The following is a 17,634-nucleotide window of genomic DNA, read 5'->3' as shown; positions in this document are numbered from 1 at the left end:
GTTAACCGTGAAAGAGTGGACAGACCGGAGAGGCCAATAACCCGGTTTTCCCCTGCAATTATTTCATCACGAACTGATTTAAGAAAAGTGAATGTTTAAACTCAACCGCAACGAACCCTGCACCTGCGGCAGTGACAAGAAATACAAGAAGTGCTGTTTTCTGGAGCCTGAAAAGGACTATGAAATTCAGCGGGCGGCCAAAATGGCGAGCAGCCTGGATGAACTGCAGAGCATCATCAGCCAGCCACTACTTCGGTATAAAATGGAAGTGGAGCTGATTGGCCATCCTTACTTCGAATTTGAACACGACGTTATCCGGACTTTCGAGCTGTCCGGCAAAGAGACCCTGTACGATCTGCATCTGAAAATTCAGTATGCCTTCGACTGGGACAATGACCATATGTTCTCGTTCTACACTTCAAACGAATATAGGGACCGGGACAATGAATACTCCGGTTCACCGGATGGTGAGCACCTGGTGTCCAGCTTCGGTTTCAGCCAGCCCACCAAATCCGCATCGGCCACTGAGATTCGGGATTTGGGCTTTGCCGAACAGCAGGAGTTTCTCTATCTCTTCGATTATGGCGATGAGCTGGTGCACCGTATCACGGTGGTCGGTATCACCGAAGCCGACAGCAACGAGCGAGTGCCTTTCCGGGTTATTTCATCGGTAGGTGAGAATGTGGGGCAGTACTGTGCCTATGAAGAAGAGCATGAAGAGTGATGATGGATAAGAAATATTTGTCGGCGATGAAGGGGCGCCTGGTGCCGGAGTTTCATCAGTGATGAAAACCCGGGATTGACTGAAGAGCTTCTTCACCATAGAGGACGGTGAGTGTTCCCGACAACACCGCCCCCTGTCGTGAAATTATTGATTGCTAACGTCAGCTCACAGGAGATTATCCCGGCGCCATTGCCGGGCACGGCGAACAATGGTGACGGCAATCGGCAGGTAAATGATTACCAGCACCAGCTTGAGGTAGGTGATGCCAGAAACCCGGCTCAGGGTATCATCTTCCAGCCAGAATGCACCGCTCAGGAAAAAACACACATCGGCGTAAAGAGAATCTGCGACAGACCGTTCGACAGCAGCGAACGCACCGAAAACCACTGCTGGTTCATCCAGCTGCGAATCTTCTGGAAAGCCAGGATATTAATGCTGTCGGTGATCCATAAGGCTCCCGCCAGTGCCGCATAATATGTCGGGAGTTTCGCCAACACACTGACAACGGATGCTATGTCATAGTCGTGGCTAAAACCGGAATGGTCAAAGAACATCGGGAGATTCAACAACAGCCAGCTCAAACCGGCGAGTGCCAGCAATATCAGCACCGTATTATTGAGCAATCGTCGTACACTTCGCTGGCCGTACAGCTCCGACACCGGGTTTAAAAAGGCAAAACTCAGCGGAAACACCAAGGGTGCGACGGTAAAGTCAACGCCAAACCAGCCAAAGTGAATCAGGAATAAAACAGGGCAAAGAATAATGGTGCCAATGTATACCCCCCAGAGATAGTTCAACAGCGGTTGGTCACAGGGCAGGGAAAAACAGTGGCCTCCGTTCAACCCCTTATCGGCGATGATATCGGTGCGCCCTTCCAGTTGCTGTAACAGTACCTCCCTGTCTTCCGGTGGCAGGTCATTATCCTGACCTGAGCGGATAAATCGTTTGATCCCCCTCTCGCTGACGTTACCGTGGCTGTCAATAATGACAACCTCATCCTTGCTGCGGTTGTAGGCTTTTAATTTCATAAACCTGTATTCCCCTAACTGCAATCTTATATTGCCTTACCCCTTGCTACATAAGCGTGTGACCGAATTAACCGGCTCAGCCAGCAGGCTGAGCTTTATGGTTCAGATATACACCTGCATATAGAAGGGATTAAGCTGTTTTTGTCTGGTTCAACTGCGGAATACAGGTTCGAATTTTTTCTGGTTTTTGCCCTAATGCTGTTGTTTATGCTTTGTCGTTTAACTGGGGGATAGGTCTAACTTCCAGTAATCCATATTGCGAACCCTGCCGATCACTTCCATATCAGGGGCCCGGGTGCTGACCACCTCCAGTCCGGCATAAGTGCAGGTGAAGCTATACAGCCGTTTGATATTGTTATCGGTTTTCCATGCAAGAAATAATCCGGGGCCGGGGCGTAATGCGGTCTCGACGGTCAGGAGCGTGAGGCCGGGAAAAGACTCGATCATTTCCGGTACATAATAAAACTCGTACAATCCGGCGTCTTGCAGTTGGTGATGTTCGTTACTGAAGAGGTCAGGAACAAACCCCCTGACCTCATAGGGTTCGCCGTGCACGGGAATGACCGTGACGGAGGTTTCCATAACAGGCAGACGATGGACCAAAGGTTGATCCTGTCGTCTTTCGTGATCATAAGGGCCACCCTTGCCGGTACCCAGCCAGGCTGAGCCGACGCCGGTGGCTTTGGCCAGATCCTCAAGATGCTTATGGGGGTTGCGTATATCACCATTGGCCAGACGATAGAGATAACCCCTGTCTATCCCTGTGCGCCGGGCCAGTTTGCTAACACTGGCAATGCCCGCCAGCTCCATGGCTTGCACCAGTCGCTGGCCAACCCCCTGATCATTCATGTTTTCTCATCCTGGCTATCGAACTCGAGGCTCAGCATCCGTAATAAATGTTTTTTTTCCGCATCATTGAGAGTGTGGAAATGTGGTCTGACATTTTTTGCGGCCTGATGCAGTTTTACCGGATTAACTGTTACTTCTACAGCCACTTCTAAATCTACGTCCATGTGGTTTTGCCCGTGGTTTGTCGAAGGAAACTGCTTGTTGTGGATTTTATCGTATATCAGGGAGGGAGCTTTTGGGAAGGGGTTGATGCAGATTTGATGTCTTTTTGGTGATTGTTGCTTTTTTGATGTTATTGTGGGGTTTGGTTTGTATGCGGAGGTTGTTGGTTTTTGAGCTTGTAAGTGAGTTGATTGGCGTGAGGTCTGTTAGCTAAGTTGCTGGCGCTGGACTTTATCGTCAGTTGCGGGACCGTTGGATTAGTGTTTCTTTGTCTGATGATTATCGCCAAGGTTGATACTGATTTTCTGGACATGCAAAAAGCAAGACCCGACCCCGGGTTCCCTCATCAATGGATCTGTTGAGAGCTGGCGATACGTCATCGTGAGTATTATCACTACAATACACGTCATCTATCTGGCAATATAATCGGCCTATGATCCATGGAATACAAAAAAATGCTTGCCTGACTGCTCTGAAAATGGAATGAGGGGCGGTAGCGTGATTTTTTGGTGGTTGTAAGCGCCCCAAGACGCACGCGGTTGAACATCTATGACTAACAATCGTGCCAAAACGATTATGTTAGTCATAAGATTGGTTCTTATTTTCGGGGGGTATTTTCGAGACATATAAAAAGCAAGACCCGGCCCCAGCTTTCTTCAAAATGAAAGGCCAGATACCGGTTTTCGATTAGGCTTGATGACGGTGGTGAGTTTATCATGCATATGCTTGTGTCAAAAGGGATTACTGCGAATGTCTATTTTACTACCCGCCTACGCCAGCTATCAGAGGGGATCAACGAGAATGCAATGGAATTATTCGTTGCTAGGAGCTTGTCGGACTTAGAAATACAACTTGCATAGAAAGGCAATAAATCCGGAAATTTTGCCAGATCGCATCCTGATGAGGTGTATTTTCACCAATCTATATTGCAGTAATTTCCACGTGTATGTGAAAAGCAGCCTGTACACCTTTAAAATCAGCGTAAGAATCATACTCTTTTGAAGATCCTTCAGCATCAAGCTGAACATCTTCTTCAGGTTAAAGCCCATGCACAGTAGATCCCATTCGGCAGACACGGCTTCGAGGCCACGAATCAGAAATTGGCGGTAACCCATCACTTCTTTTTGTATGCCGAACGTTGGCTCAATGGTGCTTTTACGCAGTGCATACAACGCCCGCCCTTCTTTGGTTTGCAATCGCCAGCGCATCAATTCCAGTGCAGTAACGTCATCGCCTTCTGGCATTGGCTCATCAGGCTTAAAGCGCTCCAGCAGTGGTTTGTTATGGGCATCCCGCTTTTCTGCAATGTAAGGTATAGCACCAAAGTTATCCACAGCAGACACGCTGGCCTGGCTGAAGTAACCCGTATCAGCAAGCAGCGCATCGGGCTTGCCAATCGTCTCTTCACGAGATGCCAGTACTTCAAGGGCTGGCTCGACCTGTTGTTTGTCATTCGTCGCTTGAGTGACGTGATTTTCAACAATCAGACCACTGTCAGTATCGACTGCTGCCTGTACGTTGTACGCCTGCACAAAGCCGCTGCCTGATGTGGGCATTATGCGAGATTCCGGGTCAGTCAGATTGACCTGATCCTTATCTCCTGGACCTGGCACAGGGGCCTTGGGTTCTTTGCCCCGAGGCTTTTTTCCTGTTTCTTTGATGGCCTCACGACGGGTCACTTTTTCCTGATATTCTGCCAGCTCCTGTTGATAGCGTTCTTCGGCTCGGCGCTCAATTTCAGCCTTGGCCTCAGCAACCACTTTAAGACGATCTTCCCTGCGCTTCAGTTCATCAGGGATGGACAACTCATCTGGCAGTTGTTCTGTATCTGCTTTTTCAGCCATCTTGAGAAGTTCTTCTACTTCCGCCTTGAGCTGCGCCTCAAGCTTGCAGGCATACTTATAGCTGAGTGCCTTGTGCTTGCTGGCATTGGCTTTTATTTTGGTACCATCAAGGCTGATGGTGCCCATTTTCAGCCATTGAGCCTGCTTGGCAATCAATAATATCTGAACGAACAGTTCGCTGATCTGTTTGCGGAAGCGCTTGCGAAAGGTGTTGATACTGTCGTGATCGGGATGTTCATTGGCGCAGATGTATCGAAAGGCGATGGAGTCATAAGTTGCTTTCTCAAGCTTGCGGCTGGAAAAGACTCCTGTCGCATACCCATAGAACAGTAGCGGTAGCATGAGTGCAGGATGCCAGGCTTTCGACCCAGTGCCTTTATAGGCACTGGTAAAAGGCGTGAGATCCAGCAGTTCAACGACCTCGACAACAAAACGGGCGAGATGTACCTCCGGCAAATAATCCTGCACAGAGGCAGGGAAGAAGTCAGGGGTATCGCGGTCAATGGGTCTGAAAGTCCATTTTTTCATTGGCAGATTTGCTGTCGTTCACGGTTGTGGTGGGGATTATACTCAAAAATTGTGCTAAGTCCGACAGGCTCCTAGTGGCCTAAAAAAATGGCGCTTGGGCAATTACAGAAGAGGGAGTTGGCCTATGGGATTTCAAGAAAACAGCATGGGTAGAAAGGTTCTTGTCGGTTTAACACCGATTGAGGTCTGCATTATGAATGTCTGTTGCACTTATTTGCTTGAATCCAGCTTTACTGTTAACTAGCCTGCCAATAGGCGCACTAAGTTCCACTGCTCTAATGATACCATCGTTAGTTTAATTAATATGAAGAATCTGGATCTACCATCCAGAGTTTTTCAAAGCAAACCAAGGAATTTAAATTGATAGTAAAAAACTTCAGAGCCAAAAAAGTTTTTGGTTATTTAGATTTCAATATAGACTTCAAAAAAGATATTAGCTTTCTTGTCGGAGGTAATGGTACAGGTAAAACGACGGCATTAAAACTAATGAATGCTCTGGTGACACCAAGTTTCAAAGATTTATTACAAATATCCTTTGAGCATATCGAGCTTGAATTAGAAGAAAATGGCGAGATCATCGTAATTACATCTGACCAAGAACATGATAAAAAAACACTAAAGGTAAATTCCTTAGACTCTGAAATAGTGTTCCCAACTTACGCTGACTTAGAATTCGACTACTTCTCACGGAATGCGGAAAAAATAAACGACATAGTTGAAAGCGTCAATAGGGATTTTTCAGACCATGAGGTTGTAGAGAAAATAACAACCATTTCCACCCCGATTTTTTTAGGACTTGATAGGCGAAGAGAAGGAAGCGCGCATAGCGGGAATGACTATTTCTTTGAAAGAGAGGTGTTTTTAAGAGAATCAAGCAAGAGGTCAAGAACTGCTCGAAGATTAATAAAAGGATCATTAGGTGTTAGCTTGATGGAAATTGAGTTTCTCGTCCAAAATGCATATAAAAGGTTAAGGGTTCTTGAGGAAAGGCAATCGGATAAATTACGTGATGCGATTCTTGCCTCAACATTTCAATACAGTATGTTCGCCGCTCAAGATTTAGATGTAGAATCAATAAGCTGGACTGAGAAAACAAAGCTAATACAGCGGCAGGCAGAAATAAAAGAAGCTCTGTCTAAGATAGGAATAAAAGGTTCAAGACTAGGCATTGAGGTGGATAAATTTTTTGAAAAACTAACCAACTTGTTTGAGCAGTTACAAGAAGGCGAAAAAGGTATCTCATTAGAATGGCTAATGAATAAGGCCCAAATAGAAAGAATGTCAAGCATTGTTGATATTGTCGATGATCATAAGTCAAAAATTGATACTTTATTTAAACCAATAAATGACTTTATATCAACGATAAATTCTTTCTATAGTGAGTCAAATAAAAGCGTCGAAATTGATGCAGTTGGACAGCTGCTAGTCAGAAGACCAAATGGAAAAACCTGCACCATAGAAAGTTTATCGTCAGGTGAAAGACAACTTCTAATTATATTTGCACATGCTTACCTAAATCTGGATAAGAGCAAGAAAAATGTATTTATCATTGATGAGCCTGAACTTTCTCTTCACTTGAGATGGCAAGAGAAGTTTGCTGAAATTGTCTTAGACTTATCAAAAAAATCTCAATTCATCTTAGCGACACATTCACCTGAAATTGTAGGTCGCTACAAAAACAAAGTAGTGAAGTGTCGTTAATATGTTTCCAGAAAGAAGTACAGTAGCAAATTCAGCCAAGTCGGTTTTTTTTGATGATGTTAACGATATAGATATATACATTGAGGATACAGCTATTGGTTATGAAAAAATCTTCTCAATAATATTCTCGAGAGTATTTAGAAATAAATATAATGTGGAGAAGGTTTTTCCACTGGGTGGTAGAAAAGCTGTATTGGAGGAGTTTAACACTTGTATCAATGATATATCTAGGCCAAGTTTATTTATTATTGATGGTGATTTATTTTTACTGTCTGGGGATGATGTTGAAAATAAGAAAGGGTTGTATAAGTTACCATTTTACTGTATTGAAAACTTGCTGATTAATGAGATGGCTTTTTCTATTTTATTAGATGAAGAAGAACCTATTAAAAGCTTTCAGGAAGTTGTGTCTGAGTTCAATTTCTCGGAATGGCTGGATGTTAATCAGCCATTACTGTTTGAACTTTTTGTAGAGTATGCAATTAGCTTCAAGGTAAACCAGCCTGAACCAACGACATCATTTAAAGTTAATGAGATTGTTGCTGATGGAAAGGGGAATTTAGATAAAGATAAAACAAAAAAAAGGATACATGATTTAAGAGTGAAGGCTCAGTCTGTTGTAGGAGAAACTCTGTACATAGAAACCAGAGATGAAATACTTAAACGTTTTGAAAGTCAGTCATTAACAAAAATGGATGTTATCTCTGCCAAAGATTATTTATTTCCACTACTAACAGCTAGGTTTAAATCGACAGTGAAAAGTAAGATTTCAAATATTAATTTCCGGCAAAGATTGGCTAAACAATGTTCTATTGAAAGCATCCAAGATTCAGAAAATTACGTTGCATGCTAAATCGGATAAGATAGACTATCTATTCTCCAACCATCCCCATTCAGTGACCGATTTACTAAGGTTAGTGGAACGTAGACTGATAGTGTTTAACTCCCTCAACAGAAGTCTGGTTAATGACGTGGCGGATGGGGTCGGATCTTTATTTTTGCATTCATTCAAAATGAAAGACCTAGTACCAGTTTTTTTAGCTTCCCCTTAACGAAAGGGCTGCTGATACCGTTTCACCGCATCTGTCGATGTCTGGTTTATCTTCCGGTTTAGAACATCCACTCGCTGGCGTTTGGTGTCACTGCTCATCAGCTTGTCTTCCATCACCTTGCGAACCTCTTTTCTCAGTTTGCTGATCTGGCGACTGGCTTTCTGAAGCCCCTTTTTATTGCGAAGTTTCTCCGCTGCTGACAGTTCAAGCTCTTTTGCCCGTTCTGATTCACTGGACTCCTGGTATCGTTTGATGGAGGCCGCTATCTCAGTGACATCCTTATGCATATCGTGGAACTCATCAGTGTAGCGATTGCTACCAGCCACATCGTCCTGAACAAAACTCCCTACTAAAGGTATATCTCGCTTGCGTAGGGATGGGAGCTCGCCTGCACCGGTGGTTTCACGAGTCATTACATCAGTAGCCATCAGCACATAGGTCCCCAATGAACCGAAATAGCCCTTCAGCAGGTGCTCCAGTTTTTTGGGGGAACGCATCCAGTCCGGAGCCCCTTCCGGCAGAAGCTGGGCCAGCTCTTTCAGGGTGTCACTGGTATAAGGGTCGTACTGGGCTTCGGGCTTCAGGTTCTGCAAGCGCATGGGGATGATGGGCTTGTCACGGAAACGGTCCCGGTTTTCAGATACTTCCCATATCGGTTTAATCAACTGGGGGATCGGGTCAAGGGCAAAGGTGTTCATCACCAACTCATACAGCATATCCTTCGTCCACTTCATATCTTCGCTGCCATCGAGACTCTGGGTGATGATCTCCGGCAGGGAGGCAAAGATGGCTCCCACTTCAAAGGGTTTTGGAATGCGGTAGTGTCCGTCTTCACCCTCACCGATCCAGAAGTGGTGATAACCGAGCTTGTCATGGTTTTTCAGCTTTTTATAACGCTCGTCGTCTTCGTAGTGGCGCATCAATGCCCAAGCTGCCAGTCCGTAGCCCAGCCCCCGAATCAGCACCGATCCTGAAAAGGAGGCTAAATCCAGTTTGTCGCCGGGTTTAATACCCCGCCATAACCGGTTCACACCCTGCAACATGGAATTAAAGAACGGCAGGCTTTGCACCATAAACTGGATAATTGGCCACTGGCCGCTGCGGGTAAAGTTAAGTACGTCCATGGCCTGATAGGCGGCCTCGGCAGGGGAGCCGCCCTGTTTGATCACCTGGTCGTAAACGTGCAACCGGTTGGAGTTTTCAAACCGGGAACCGATCTTCTCCCAGAGGTCCCACAGTTGCCCGGGTTTATTGAGAATTTTCTTCTGTTCGTCCGGTGATAACTTCTTGCGGATATTTTTCGATGTGATGTTGTAGTAGCCCCCGCCACTGCCACCACCCATCATCATGGCCCAGCGGGTTTTGTCATTTTTCAGGGACTGCCGGAAACCTCGTACCGCCCCCGCCAACGGATTGAGCGACAGTGGCTTTCCATTCACCTCCGGGGCAATATGCACCGCCGTGGAAATGGTGTCCTTAATAATGTTGCGGAACATAAAGTCGGGCAGGGCAGTCACCGCCTTGGTCAGTACTTTGCGGGGGATGCCCACCAGTTCCAGCAGGGTACTGTGGGTGGGTGCGCCCAGGTCCTGAATTGAGGCCAGCAGCAACGGGTCATTGACCAGGTACGTTTTCAGCTTGCCATTCACCGACACGCTAACCGTGCCTTCCCCCAGTACCGAATATTTGGCCAGCAGGGACTTCCAGCGTTTCATCTGCTCCGGGGGCAGGTTGGTGTTCTGCTCCATCTCTTTCAGTTTGCTGATCACATCGTCGTCTGTGATACGGATTGCTGTGTCGATTTCTTCCAGCGCCCCCACGGCCAGCCCGTCCTCAACAATGCGTTGTTGGGCTATGTTCTTGAATGCTGCATCGAGCATGGACCGCGTGTTGCGGTGCATCGCTTCCAGAGGACTGATCTTCTCCACGCCACCTTTCAGCTTCTCAATGCCAGACTTCTGGCCAGAGAGACCTCGCCTGGTCCGGCCTCCGGTCTGCTCTTTGCCTTCCAGGTCGTGAACCCGGTGGAACGGAAGGTAGTCGTCGGTTTCCCACACCTTGCGCAGTTCCCGGTCAATCAATCCCGCATCGGTGAGAAAATCCAGCAGATCTTTATTGTGGGCCTGGTAGTTATCCTTCACCTGCTGAAACCGCTGCTTAAGTTGCGGCTGGGTGTTGACCCAGTTCTGAATGGTTTTGATCTTCTGATGGTCGTAGAGGTTTTCTCGGTTCTGCTGGCTGAGTTCCCTGCCTTCTTTCAGGTCTTTGTTGGCCTGCTTCATATCCCGCTGCCAGCCACTGCGGCCACCGGGATACTCATCCGGTGCAATGGCGTCCAGTGTCTCTTTCAGGGCCTGCCCCTGTGCCAGTAGCTGATTACCTTTGGTTCTGGCGGCTTTGTCCTCCGCCATAATCCTTTCGGAGCGGAGACTGCCTGCCCAGGTTTCCCAAATTTCCAGTTCGTTGCGTTTGGCTGTTGGGTGAAGAACGTCCAGTAGCCCCATACTGCCTTCTTTAATAACCACACTGCCGTCTTTCAGTTGCGGGGTACCTTCGTGGAGCATGACCTCCATGACGTTGTCCAGGTTGCGGGTCAGGAACGCTGCCTTGCTGGCCGAGAGTGAGGCATCTAGCAGCTTGCCTTCATTGAGCAGTTTTTCGTTATGTTCGACAGCAGCATAGGGGTTGAAGACACCCTGATTGACCTGTCGCTGGATCCGCCCCCAGTCCCACCACTCCTTAAACCGTTCCATGGGGCTTTTGGGCTGGGTGGCTCCGTGGATGTCTTTGATCACCTGCTGTACGTCATCGGGCAGGTCGTCTTTGAGCGCGTAGCGGGGGCTGTCGTCTGACTTCTTTGCCTGCTTCTTATCTTTCAGAGCACCTTTCAAAGCAAAGAGTGGTTGGCCATCCTTCAGCACCGAGTCTTTCATTTTGTCGGTGACAGTAACTGACCAGACAGTATCGGGCTTGGTATCGTATGGGTACTGCGAGCCATTGAAGTTGATATCCACCGGCTCAAGTTTGGCCCCCCACTTTTTGGTGTACTTCTTCATGTAGTTGGCGAGGCGCTTGTCGTAGAACTCCTTCATGCCCCTGGCGCCACTGTCACCGATTACCTCATCCAGGTTGTCCAGGGTGAACGATTCCTGATGCTGGTCGTAGACCTGATCTTTCAAAAATTCCTGAGCACGTTCTTTGCTCCTGAAAAGCAACGAATCACCATGCGGGTCGTGCATGACTTCACCGTTAGCATCGATAATTTCATACTTATCAAAGTGAATCATACGGCGCAGTTCATAACTGGCTTCTCTTTCTTTCAGCCGTTGTTGAATATCATCGGACTGCTGCCTGATGTTTGCGCCCACCTGATTACCCACATAATCTTCCAGCCTTTCTTCGGCGATGCGCTCATGCCGCTGATTGCCGTTTCTCTGTTTGATTACCATGGTGAAATCGGTCAAACGGCCTGAGCTGGTGAATACCGGTGTTACTTTCAGAGAATCCACCACCTGCCCGAGGCTCGGATACCGTTCCACCTGTTGCGCGGCACTGCTCCAGGCAATCCGGTCAAAGCCTTCTTCAGCGGCGTGGCGAATCATGCGCTTCATTACCAGGTTGGGCCAGTTCTCCTTCAGCGGAGCATCGGGCTTCATGCGGTAAGTATTCATTGCTGAGTTACGGCTATAGAGTGATTCCAGTTCTGTTTCGATCTGCCTGAGTCGATTTAGCAACTCGTCCTTGCGCCGATTCAGTTCTTTGAGTTCACCCCTTGCCTGATCAATCTGTGGTTGCAGTTTTTCTTTTAGCTCTTGGTCGCCCCAGTCGTTCCAGCCTTCTTCGTTGGCCATTTGTTCATTCAGCAGGTTTAGCCGATCTTTGGTCATATAGATTTCTGTGACTACGGTCTGTTCTTCACTGGTCTTTTCCCGCTTTTCTTTTCTCAGGGCATCAATTTTTTTGATCCATTCCTCATTGGCTTTTATGGCCTCTGGTGTCTGGTAGCCTCTTTCCCGCCCCTGCTGATGCCAGTCGCTCTGGACTTCATCAATAAACAGAATCTGTTCATTACGACCATGGACGTTTTCATTAAAGGTCTGGAAGCGTACATGGGCCAGCGCATTTTCTGCCTCACCCCAGTGGCTGTCGGTGTAGGCATCTTGCTCCCACCGGGCGAAGGAATGGTGTTCGCTGACTGCAGCGGCAATGGCCGAGGCTGCGGAAGCATGGCCAGTGGTGATAATGTTTCTGTTACCATCAGCATCGACACGGTAGAGGGTATAGTGCCTGAACTCCGCACCCCATTCCGAATCATTCACTTTCAAATCGTGGGGCAACACGCCCTGGCTAAGATAGCCCGCTTCTTCTTCGGTGATGGGGTTTCGGTTCTTATGGTTCGGATGATCGGCAGGGAATACGGTCTTGTTGTTATCCAAGAACAGGATCAGCTCGGAATAATCCTCGCCACCTTGCATGGCGTATTGGCGGTACTGAACATCAGATTCATCCCGCAGCTCTGCCTCCATATCGCTGCGGTAATCCGATTCATAGTCATTTTCCCAGGCTTCCAGTGCGGCATCTTCCTTATCGGAATAACTGACGTGATCCCGTGCCAGCTCTTTGTCGTCCATATTATCGACGCTGTTATTGGCTCGCCATTGGGCTTCTTCATGCAGGACTGATTCATTCAGATCGCCATCGTCGTCCAGTAAGGCTTCAGCTTCATGATCATCCAGCTCTTCGTCTTCATACCGCTGTTTTATCTCTTCATAGTGGTAGTCATACTCGGACTCTCGTAAATCCTCCCGTGCCTCTTCCAGGGCATCCCCCAGTTCATCCAGCGAGTAGCCATGCTCGTAATCGCCGATACGCTCCCGGATAAAATCCCGTTGCTTATCATAGATTCGATCTTCCAGTTCCTGTTCATCGAAACCATCCACGTTCAGGTCTTCGGTGATCTTCACTTCATTCTGTCGGATAAAGTCCAGCACCTCGGCTTTGCTCAGCTTCTCGCCCTTCTTATCCGCGAGCCACAGATCCAGTCCCAGCCATTGAACCTCCTCATCCTGCACGTTGTTGCCTTTCTTGATGGCATTGAGCCAGCTTTGGGCAGGCAGGCGGTCAGACTTCACGGCAGCTGCACTTCGTTCAACAGAGGAGTAAAAGGTTGGCGCACGACCAGCGTCGTTATAGCGATTGCCTTTCGGCCCTTGTGGACCATTGCTGCCATTCCGCTTCAGCTTACGACGGGCAGCTGCCAGCAGTTCCACCGCATCGGCATCAGTCCACTTGATATTGGGGAACAACCGGCGCAGGGCATTGCGGATCATGCTGACCACTTTCGTTAGCAGGCCGTTTTTCGGGTCTTTCTCCGCTAGATGTGCAAGGTATTCCTCGGCGATAATCCGATTGGCTTCTGCTTCGGATTTGCCTTCAATCTGTCGTTCATACCTTTTGGCCAGTGCCTGTTTCAGCCGGTCATTCATATCCCGGTGGATTTCATCCAGCACGGTATCAAGCCGGTTACCCAGCAAACTACGAACACCTTTATGACCCACCATTTCATGAAGGACAGTACGCACCGCTTCACCGGCATTATCCAGATTGGCAGCAATCAGGTAGGTTTCCCCGGTGGCCGGATCGAACATCCCCTTCACCCGTCCAAGGGCTTTGTCCTTCATTACTTCCTGGTACAGGCGGGAGGGCAGCTCGCTTTCAGACTGCAAGACATGAATGGCCTGACCGAGCTCGTTTTCCAGCGGTCGCAGCTTCAGCCGCAGGGGACCAGACTGGACGCCTTTGGCCTTGTTGTTGCGCCAGGCATAGAAGGCACCGGTTTCTCCCAGGTTAGCGCCTGTTTCAGCACCGGACTGGTAGGTATCCCCTTTGGTGTAAAAATGATCCAGCACTTCAATCTTGTCACCCCGGTTAAAGAACCGGGTTAGGTTACGGGCAGCGTTCATTTCCCTGGTGGAATTGCCGGTCTTGATGATGACTTTTGTGCTGTTGGTGCTGTCCAGTGCTTTCATTATTCTGACCACTGCCGGATCACCAGGGAAACGCAGGGTAGACAGGTCGCTGTCAGACAGTGGCAGAATGCCGGTAATCTTATGCTGGGTGTTCAGCAATACCAGCGCATTGGGGCTAATGGCATCCAGTATCGGTTTTGCAGTATCAGGAGAACTCACCTGGAACTTCGGGTCGTTCTTGCGTAACTGCCGTTCGGTCACAGCAACGCTCTGCTTCCGGGGCAGGGCTTCGGCTTGAAAGGCGCCGAGCATCTGACCATCAGCGTCCATTGCATGAAATGAGCTGCCTTTGCTGACCACTACATGGCCGTTGTTGACCACTCCGCTGCCATCCAGTACGTCATTGAGGTGCCAGGTAATCCCTTGATCTGCCCAGCTGGGAGTCGCTTCACCGGAGGGATGGTTATGGGCAAACCACACACTCTTTGCTTCGGGGGGGGCGACAACAGCACCGGCCAGTGTCCATGTGGATACCGTTGCCTGGGATTTCTGCCCCTTGCTGTGCTTGATGACATTAATCACTTTGTCATTGGCATCGAGCACAATGGCGTACATTTCTTCCTGGGCCAGCTTGCGGATCGGGGCAATAAAGTGGCCTACGTCCCGCACGTCTTTCAGGGTGTCGGTGCCGACTCTGATGGTTCCTGTTTCAACGTGTTTAACTAATACACGTTGGTTCTGGACGATTTGCTGTTTGCGTTGCTCACCGGATAGATCGAGGGAGGCGAATAGGTCCCGTTGACCACTGGCAGCCGGATCACTTTTCTTTCCTTTCCTGCCTGGTGCCTTGCCGGAGTCTCGCTTATGCCCTCGGAGTTTGACAACCCGTGGTCCGTCGGGGTCTTGCTCGTCGTTTACTTCGCCTGTTCTATCCCGCCCCCGGGGGTCGTGCCGTTCGCGCTCCTGCGCTTTTACGCCCTTCAGGGTGCGGCGGGACTTCCCCCGTCCGTGGGGGTCGTACTTGCCTTCTGGCTCATCAATTTGTCGAAGTCCGATTGTGCCTTCAGCATCTTGTCCCTTGCTGCCTGCATCTGCTTCTTCTGTTCTGGTGTTATCAGATGCCCGTAGCGCAGATCGGATTTTGCCCAGGTTTCCAAGCAGCTCTGCCGCGCTCTCTTTGCCACCGTATCTTTCAGGGTCATTCTCTATTTCCTCTTTTAGCCGCTGCAGGTTCTTATCGTGGGGCGCTTCTGTGGCCGCCTTCATCACCTTGCCGGTGACATTGCCATGGAAGCAGCCCATGCCACCGTATTTATCGCAGGATGTACAGTTGAAGTCCTTCTTTGGTTCAGTGGGGTGCTTGATCTTTTTCCAGCCACCATCAATGGGGCAGAGTCGTTTCATGGCATCGATACCCAGCATACGACGCAGGGTAGCTTTATCGGCCAGCACCTTCTGCCCCTGTTTGATGGGTAGAATGACCAGTATGCGATCAAGGTTTGACCGCACAAAGTCGATGCCTTTTTTCTGTCCGTCAAGCACTACTGCCAGCGGCAGATCCGGATGCTGTGCTGTCAGCTCAAAATTACTGTCGTCCACGGACAGGGCTCGCCAGTTTTGTTCTGGCACCTGTTTCAGGAACTCAGGGTTTTTGGAGAATATCTGAAGACGGATGCCTTCTTTATTCATCTCCTTAATGAACGGCAACCACTCCATGGAACCATCGCCCATATCAAACAATCGCAGGGCTTTGTTTTGGTAGTACTCTTGTGTCCCCCGGTAATTGTTGGCGGCAATTTTGGCGGACTTTATCGGGTCTTTTTCTACTGCCCAGCTAACCAGTTCTGATTTGATCAGCGGGTTACTGAACCGGTAATTTCCTTTAGTAGCGTAACAGAATGAGGCGCAGTCACGACTGGGAAGACAGTCGACAAAACTGCCATTAATACTGTTCTGGGGTTTGCCGGCATGACCAATCAGGTCTTCCGTATGGAGGTAACGCCAAAGGCCCTTTTCCCCGTGATCTTTCAGGGCCTTGAGAATGGATGCGTTATTTTTATCTGACAGTAATGACCGGTAGTCGACCTTCCTGCCTGCCACCAGGTCATTAATGGTCTGGCGGATCAGCATGGCCTGAACGGTCTTTCTTGCCCAGGGGGTGTCGGCCAGTTTCTTCAGTCTCTGGATGATGCCCTGCTTGTCAGAGCGATTGTCCAGATACCGTTTGATGGCGGCCCTTTCCGGACTGCCCAAGTTCTTGAAGCCTGGTACGGAATGATGGGGCGCATTACGGCTGTTGTACTGGCCACTCCCATCTGGAGAGCCTTCCTCGATCCCGGCAAAGTCATCGTCCGACCATTCATCACTGTCCAGCGTACCGTCATCAACGACATCCAGCAGGTCGTCTACTTCATCCTTTGCGGCTTCTCTTTCGGCTCTTGGGGCAAGATCAGTTGTTCGTCCTTCCCGCTCTTTTTGTTCACTGCTTCTGTTGCTTCCTTCAGCAGTTTGAACAGGTTCGGCTTTCTCACTCTGCTTCGGGTCTTTGATCGGGGTGCTCTTATCGCCATAGCTTTTCTCCAGTTGGTTATTGGTCTGGTTAATCAAGTCATCCAGTGTCGCCTCTGCAGTGCCGAACATATCCCCATCGGCTTGTGATTGCTTTTGCAGGTATTGCTCAATCCGGATGGCCAGCTCGCTCAGGGCCTGACCTACCTGCTTTGATTTGTGCAGATTGGCATCGAGCCACCTGGCGAACAATTCGGTTTCCGGACTGAAACTATCCAGCAGGGAATGCTGATCCAGAATCTCATCCACTGACTGGTTTCGGTTGCGGGAGTCCTGAAGGATGCGGCTGGCTTCCACCAGGGATTCAATGACTCCGTAACCTCCCAATTCCGGATCTATGCCTTTGGCCCTGGCAAAGTGCGGTGCAGCCATGGCTAGCGACTTGATCAGGTTCTTCAGGTCTGGTTTGTCGTCCTCGGCAAACAGACTGTTCAAGCGCTCATCGTCGTAGGCTTTCATAAACAGTGCCGACTCTACGCGGTCACGCATCTGTTTATTCCAGTCACCCTGACGGGTTTTCAATTCTCCGGCTTCGCTACCCAGCCGGTCCGCAAACCGGGCAAGGAATACGTCATTACTTCGGTGCAGCAGGTCGCCAGTATCATCGGTATCAAAGTGGGAGAGGTCTTCTTGGGTAATGCGGGAGGCGTCCAGCTTGGCTTTTTCTGCCGGAGACATTGAAGCGGTATCACGGGCATTGGCTTCTTTGGTGAAAGCAATGCGTTGGTCGGTATCCATTTCTCCCTGGCGCTGGCGCACCAGTATTGGCTGTTTGAAGTTATCCACAGACTCTGGCTTCAGGCCAAAAGATTCAGCGCTCTTCTTTAGGTGCTCCTGGTAGGCTTTCGCCTTTTCAGGATGATTTCGGTAGGCTTTGCGGATCGCTGAAACACGACCGTTGCCGCTTTCTACTACACGGTCACTGCCGATGATAGGTGCTCCGCTGCTGGCCAGTGGGTTGGCTCCCAGCAGTTTCGGATTCAGCTTGCTGGCAATGCCCCTGATCTGGTCTTCACTGGCTTGGCGGGTTCGATCCCTTGGTTGCAGCTCTGCTGGATAGTCCGGATTTACCTTGCCAGTGTCGTTGTGGCTGGCGATCAGATCATCGGCTTCATAAAGGACGTATTGGGTATCCAGCTCACGTTCTGCTGTGGATACTTTTTCATTGCCTTTACCCATCACCGGTTTAATGCCAGACGGTGTTCCAGA

General features: G+C 49.1%; 8 protein-coding genes and 1 pseudogene. 3 read left to right on the top strand and 6 right to left on the bottom strand.

Annotated features, from left to right (window positions below):
• The first annotated feature begins 91 nt into the window (after window positions 1–91).
• Window positions 92–724 carry an IS1096 element passenger TnpR family protein gene (locus tag CX664_RS27135; protein ID WP_219622248.1) on the top strand — a complete coding sequence of 211 codons (633 nt, stop codon included), beginning with the start codon at window positions 92–94 and terminating at the stop codon, window positions 722–724.
• A 165-nt stretch (window positions 725–889) separates the two neighbouring features.
• On the opposite strand, the gene CX664_RS26605 is transcribed toward CX664_RS27135, so the two are convergent.
• The 5 genes and pseudogenes from CX664_RS26605 to CX664_RS20585 all read right to left on the bottom strand — a co-directional run.
• Window positions 890–1,051 (bottom strand): hypothetical protein, encoded by a 162-nt coding sequence (locus tag CX664_RS26605; RefSeq protein WP_180966572.1) that lies wholly within the window; start codon window positions 1,049–1,051, stop codon window positions 890–892.
• On the bottom strand, window positions 1,036–1,752 hold the full coding sequence (locus tag CX664_RS20595; RefSeq protein WP_101748551.1) for a VUT family protein: 717 nt from the start codon (window positions 1,750–1,752) through the stop codon (window positions 1,036–1,038). Before CX664_RS20595 ends, CX664_RS26605 begins: the two co-directional genes overlap by 16 nt.
• Before the next feature lie 219 nt (window positions 1,753–1,971).
• Window positions 1,972–2,601: a helix-turn-helix domain-containing protein gene (locus tag CX664_RS20590; protein WP_101748550.1), complete on the bottom strand. Its 630-nt coding sequence runs from the start codon at window positions 2,599–2,601 to the stop codon at window positions 1,972–1,974.
• A complete protein-coding gene (locus CX664_RS26600; RefSeq protein WP_180966571.1) occupies window positions 2,598–2,765 on the bottom strand; it encodes a hypothetical protein in 168 nt (55 codons plus the stop codon). The genes CX664_RS20590 and CX664_RS26600 overlap by 4 nt, the downstream gene beginning before the upstream one ends.
• Before the next feature lie 1,023 nt (window positions 2,766–3,788).
• Window positions 3,789–5,135 (bottom strand): annotated as a pseudogene (locus tag CX664_RS20585) (IS1182 family transposase); the annotation flags it as partial.
• 360 nt (window positions 5,136–5,495) lie between these two features.
• Between CX664_RS20585 and CX664_RS20580 the strand changes: the two are divergent.
• Window positions 5,496–6,836, top strand: coding sequence for an AAA family ATPase (locus CX664_RS20580; RefSeq protein WP_180966570.1), 1,341 nt, complete (start codon window positions 5,496–5,498; stop codon window positions 6,834–6,836).
• A gap of 1 nt (window position 6,837) precedes the next feature.
• Window positions 6,838–7,689: a DUF4435 domain-containing protein gene (locus tag CX664_RS20575; RefSeq protein ID WP_101748548.1), complete on the top strand. Its 852-nt coding sequence runs from the start codon at window positions 6,838–6,840 to the stop codon at window positions 7,687–7,689.
• Between the two features lie 195 nt (window positions 7,690–7,884).
• Here CX664_RS20575 and CX664_RS20570 read toward each other — a convergent pair whose 3' ends face one another.
• On the bottom strand, window positions 7,885–17,604 hold the full coding sequence (locus CX664_RS20570) for an LPD38 domain-containing protein (RefSeq protein ID WP_219622247.1): 9,720 nt from the start codon (window positions 17,602–17,604) through the stop codon (window positions 7,885–7,887).
• Between the last annotated feature and the right edge of the window lie 30 nt (window positions 17,605–17,634).

Source organism: Endozoicomonas acroporae, from assembly GCF_002864045.1.
GTDB classification, from domain to species: Bacteria; Pseudomonadota; Gammaproteobacteria; order Pseudomonadales; family Endozoicomonadaceae; genus Endozoicomonas; species Endozoicomonas acroporae.
This window is presented reverse-complemented; position numbering and strand designations above follow the sequence as displayed.